We start from the raw sequence: 4,645 nt of genomic DNA on the forward strand, positions 1-4,645 counted from the left end.
CCGGGACGCAGACGCTCGCGGTGGTGGTGCGCGCGCTCGCGACCAACCAGCTCACCAGCTCGAATACCGCGCGGATGCTGTTCCGCGAGTTCCGCGTCGCGATCTTCAACGGCGCCGCGCTCGGCACGGTCGGCGCGTTGGGCAGCTATGTCATCCTCGCCAACGCCGGGCTGTCGACGGTGTTCGCGCTGTCGATGATCTTCAACTCGATCGTCGCGGGGCTGGTCGGGGTGGTCGTGCCGGTGGCGCTCGACAAGGCCAATGTCGATCCGGCGGTATCCTCTGCGGTGTTCGTCACCACGATCACCGATGTGATGGGATTCTTCTCTTTCCTTGGCCTTGCCACCTTGTGGGGCCTCGGGCACTAGACCACATTTCGCTGATGCCGCTTCATCTTACCAAGGTCGCGTTCGGCGCCGCCGGCGTCGAGGATCTCGCCGAGCGTCTGCGCATCCGGGGCGAGCAGGGGCCGGTGTTCCTCACCACGCGCTATCTGCCCAAGCGCCATGAGGAGATCGCCGGGCAGGGTTCGCTGTTCTGGATCATCAAACATGCGCTGGTCGCGCGCTCGCCGATCCTGTCGTTCGGCGAGGCGGAAGGCGGCCGCGTCGCGATCCATATCGATCCGCTGCTGCGGCTGGTCCACCCGCGGCCGAAGCGCGCGCATCAGGGCTGGCGCTATCTCGAGGCGGCCGATGCGCCGATCGATCTTGCGGGCGGCGAGGCGGAGGCGGTGTTGCCCGCGTCGCTCGCCGGCAGACTCGCCGAATTGGGGCTGCTATGAGACCAGTTTAGAAAATGCGGTTTCACCGCATTTTCGCGGCACCGGCCCGCTCCCCCACCCGACCTCCCATCAGGATACACTCGGGGGAGGTCGGGTGGGGGAGCGGGCCGGTGCCGCCTCGAAATGCACCGCAGGGGCATTTCCAAAAGGTGTCTGACGCGCCTGCCACGCGGCGCGTAATGTCTCGCTGGTGTCGCGGCTGCCGTCGTGGCTCCAGCCGGGTGGGCCGAGCAGATAGCCCGGCTTCGCCCGCCACGGCGCGGCGCGCAGATCGCGCGCAATCCCGATCCATTCGTGGAACGCCGCCCAGCCGAGGTTGAACGAGCCCAATTGGTGGACGATGCCGTAGCGCGGGCGATCCTCGGCGAGCTCGGGGGTGAAGGTGCCGAACAGCCGGTCCCAGACGATGAACACCCCGGCATAATTGCGATCGAGATAGCGCGGGTTGGTCGCGTGGTGGACGCGGTGGTGCGAGGGGGTGTTCATCACCGCCTCGAACCAGCGCGGCATCCGCCCGATCACCTCGGTGTGGATCCAGAATTGATAGACGAGGTTCACCCCCGCGACGAAGAAGACCATCGCCGGCGGGAAGCCGATCAGGAACAGCGGCAGGCGGAACAGGAAAGCGAGGCTGAAGAAGCCGGTCCAGGTCTGCCTGAGCGCGGTCGACAGGTTATAATGCTGCGAGCTGTGGTGGATGACGTGGCTCGCCCAGAACCAGCGGACGCGATGCGCCGAGCGGTGGAAGACGTAATAGGCCAGATCGTCGAGCACAAAGGCGACGACGAACCAATACCATTGCCAGCCGATATCGAACAATCGGAAGCGCCACACCCATAAGGCCAAGGCATAGACCGCGCCGGCCGAAAGCGCCCCGGCGATCGTGCTGCCGAAGCCGAGCATCAGGCTGGTCAGCGTATCGCGCGGCTCGTAGCGGCGACGATCGCGCACCCGCGCGACGAGCATTTCCGCCAGCACGAGCAGGACGAAGCCGGGAACGGCGATGGTCACGGGATCGGGCAGCTGCGGCTCCACGGCCGCAGGGCTTACACCTGTGTCAGTTGCGGCGCCAGCCTGCGCACGTCGAGCGCGTCGACCCCCGGCAGCGCGACCGCGCCGAAGCGTCGCTCGCCCGTTTCGACCAGCATCCCGCCCGGCGTGGCGCGCACCGCATCCCAGGCGATCACCCGCGCGGCGATATGCGCGCCATGCGCCTTGAGCACGACGACACGGCGATCCTCGCCGAACACCAGAGCGCCGCGCCCGTCGCTGCCGATCACCGCGGAGATGCCCGCGAACCCCGCGACCGCCTGATCGGCCTCGCGCAGCGCATCGGCTTCCTCGACCAGAATCCGCTCCGACCGGCCGAGCTTGAGCGCCGCCGCGACCCCGCCCAGCGCGAGCACCGCGGCGAGCGACCCGCCGAGCGTCATCCAGTTCATCGCGGTCAAATGCGTCAGCCCTGCTGCGCCACCGCATCCATCAGCGGGCGGAGGTTGGTGAGGTTGTAGCCCGCGCCGGCGCCCTTGGCGGTCAGCTCGTCGCGGTCGGCACCCAGGCTCGCCTGCGCCAGCGCCCAGAGGTTGCACGAGCGCGTCCCCGAGCGGCAGAAGGCGAGCACCGGGCCGTTGGCATTGGCCAGCGCCTCGCTCATCGCGACGACCTGCGCCTGCGAGAAGCCGGCATGGGTGATCGGGATCGCGGTGTAAGCGAGCCCGGCATCCTCGGCCGCGGTGCGGATCGCGTCGCCGCTCGGCTGGCCGCCTTCCTCGTCGTCGGGGCGGTTGTTGACGATCGCGACGAAACCCGCGGCCTTGATCGCGGCGATATCCTCGGGCGCGATCTGCGGCGCGACGGAGATGGTGGCGTCGATAGGACGGATGTCGAGCATGATCGAAAACCTGGCTGGCAAGGAACGGCGTGTCCCGCCTCTAACGCAGCTCGTCGCCGGTTTGAACCGGGTCACCCGTCAGTTTTCGTGGATAACCCGGAGAAACGCCTCGCCATAGGCATCGAGCTTGCGCTGACCCACCCCGGCGATCCCCGCCATTTGCGCGATCGATGCCGGCCGCATCGCGGCCATCTCGCGCAGCACCGAATCGTGGAAGATGACATAGGGCGGCACCTGCGCCTCGCGCGCAAGATCGCGGCGCTTGGCGCGCAGCGCCTCGAACAAGGGATCGCCGACCGGATTGGCGGCGGCCTCGCCCTTGCGGCGGCGCTCGCGCTTGGGCGGCAGGACGAGCGCGACCGGCTCCTCGCCCTTGAGGATCGCGCGTGCCGCGGGGCCGAATTCGAGCCCGCCGTGCGGGTTGGCGCGGAGCGCGTCGCGCAGCTGCAGCGCGCGGCCGACCGGCTTGAGCAGGATCGTCTCCTCGCCGTCGACGATCCCCCAGACCGAGAGCGATTCATGCCCGTTGACTAGGCTGCGCTCGGTCGATTTGCCGGTCAGCACCTGCTCGACATAGGTCGAGCCGAACATCTGCCCGGTGCGGAACACCGCCGAGAGATATTTGCGCGCGGTCTCGGTCGCGTCGATCGCCTTGGGCGGGGCGAGGCAATTGTCGCAATTGCCGCAGGCGGCGGGCGCCTCCTCGCCGAAATGCGCGAGCAGGATGCGGCGGCGGCACCCCGCGGTCTCGACCAGCGCGCCAAGCGCGTTGAGCCGCGCGCGCTCGCCGGGCTGGCGGTGCGCCTCGACCTCGCCGATCCGCTGGCGCGCGCGCGCGAAATCCTCGGCGCCCCAGAAGAGATGCGCGACCGCCGGATCGCCGTCGCGCCCGGCGCGGCCGGTTTCCTGATAATAAGCCTCGATCGACTTGGGCAGCCCGGCGTGCGCGACGAAGCGCACGTCGGGCTTGTCGATCCCCATCCCGAACGCGACCGTGGCGCAGATCACCATATCCTCCGAGGCGACGAAGGCGGCCTGATTGGCGGCGCGCACCGCGGGGTCGAGCCCGGCATGATAGGCGCGCACCGGGCGCCCGGTGACGGCGAGCGCCTCGGCCAGCCGCTCGGTGCCGGCGCGGGTCTGGGCATAGACGATGCCGGGGCCGGGAGTCGCGCGGACAAGATCGACGATCTGCCGCGTCGTTCCGTCGCGCGGGGTGATCGCGTAGCGGATATTGGGGCGGTCGAACCCGGCGACGATCATCCCCTGGTGGGGGATGCCGAGCTGTTCGAGGATATCGGCGCGGGTATGCGCATCGGCGGTGGCGGTCAGCGCGAGCCGGGGGACGCCGGCGAAACTGTCGAGCAGCGGGCGCAGCAGCCGGTAATCGGGGCGGAAATCATGCCCCCATTCGCTGACGCAATGCGCCTCGTCGATCGCGAACAGCGCGACCTTGCCGCGGTCGAGCAGATCGCGGAAATCGGCGGTCGAGGCACGTTCAGGCGCGACGTAGAGCAGATCGAGCGCGCCATCGAGGAAGCGCCCGCGGGTCTCGGCGCGATTCTCGTCGACGCTGGTCAAGGTCGCGGCGCGGATGCCGACCGCCTCGGCGGCGCGCAGCTGGTCGTGCATCAGCGCGATCAGCGGCGAGACGACGACGCATGTCCCCTCCAGCATCACCGCGGGAAGCTGGTAGCACAGCGACTTGCCCGCCCCGGTCGGCATCACCGCGAGCGTATTCTCGCCCGTCAATACGCGGCTCACCACGTCGCGCTGGACGCCGCGGAAATCGGGAAAGCCAAAGATACGCTGGAGAACGGAAACGGGATCGGCAGCCATGATCCAATCGCTATAGCGGCACGCGACAGCGATCGGGAAAGGACTTTCGATGGAAATCGTGCGGGACAATCGGGCGGAGCAGGAATTCGAGCTGGATGTGGCGGGGCATCGCGCGGTGGCGGCCTATCAGC

The 4,645-nt window shown here is 68.7% G+C and carries 6 protein-coding genes; 2 read left to right on the top strand and 4 right to left on the bottom strand.

Annotated features, from left to right (window positions below; translation table 11 throughout):
- Both BGN95_RS19545 and BGN95_RS19550 read left to right on the top strand, forming a co-directional pair.
- A partial coding sequence (locus tag BGN95_RS19545; protein WP_286773746.1) for a magnesium transporter occupies positions 1-368 on the top strand: 368 nt, incomplete at its 5' end.
- Positions 369-382: 14 nt separating this feature from the next.
- Entirely contained in the window at positions 383-784 is a 402-nt protein-coding gene (locus BGN95_RS19550) for a DUF1489 family protein (protein ID WP_179513071.1), read from the top strand.
- Positions 785-853: 69 nt separating this feature from the next.
- On the opposite strand, the gene BGN95_RS19555 is transcribed toward BGN95_RS19550, so the two are convergent.
- The 4 genes from BGN95_RS19555 to recQ all read right to left on the bottom strand — a co-directional run bounded on the left by BGN95_RS19555 (position 854) and on the right by recQ (position 4,514).
- Positions 854-1,750 (bottom strand): sterol desaturase family protein, encoded by an 897-nt coding sequence (locus BGN95_RS19555; RefSeq protein ID WP_179513797.1) that lies wholly within the window; start codon positions 1,748-1,750, stop codon positions 854-856.
- A gap of 80 nt (positions 1,751-1,830) precedes the next feature.
- Entirely contained in the window at positions 1,831-2,235 is a 405-nt protein-coding gene (locus tag BGN95_RS19560; protein WP_286773747.1) for a hypothetical protein, read from the bottom strand.
- Between the two features lie 5 nt (positions 2,236-2,240).
- Complete coding sequence (locus BGN95_RS19565) at positions 2,241-2,675, bottom strand: protein tyrosine phosphatase family protein (RefSeq protein ID WP_179513073.1); 435 nt, start codon at positions 2,673-2,675, stop codon at positions 2,241-2,243.
- A gap of 78 nt (positions 2,676-2,753) precedes the next feature.
- Positions 2,754-4,514 (bottom strand): DNA helicase RecQ, encoded by a 1,761-nt coding sequence (gene recQ, locus BGN95_RS19570; protein ID WP_286773748.1) that lies wholly within the window; start codon positions 4,512-4,514, stop codon positions 2,754-2,756.
- Positions 4,515-4,645: the final 131 nt, after the last annotated feature.

Origin of the sequence: Sphingomonas sp. 66-10 (genome assembly GCF_001897045.1) — a bacterium.
GTDB classification, from domain to species: domain Bacteria; phylum Pseudomonadota; class Alphaproteobacteria; order Sphingomonadales; family Sphingomonadaceae; genus Sphingomonas; species Sphingomonas lycopersici.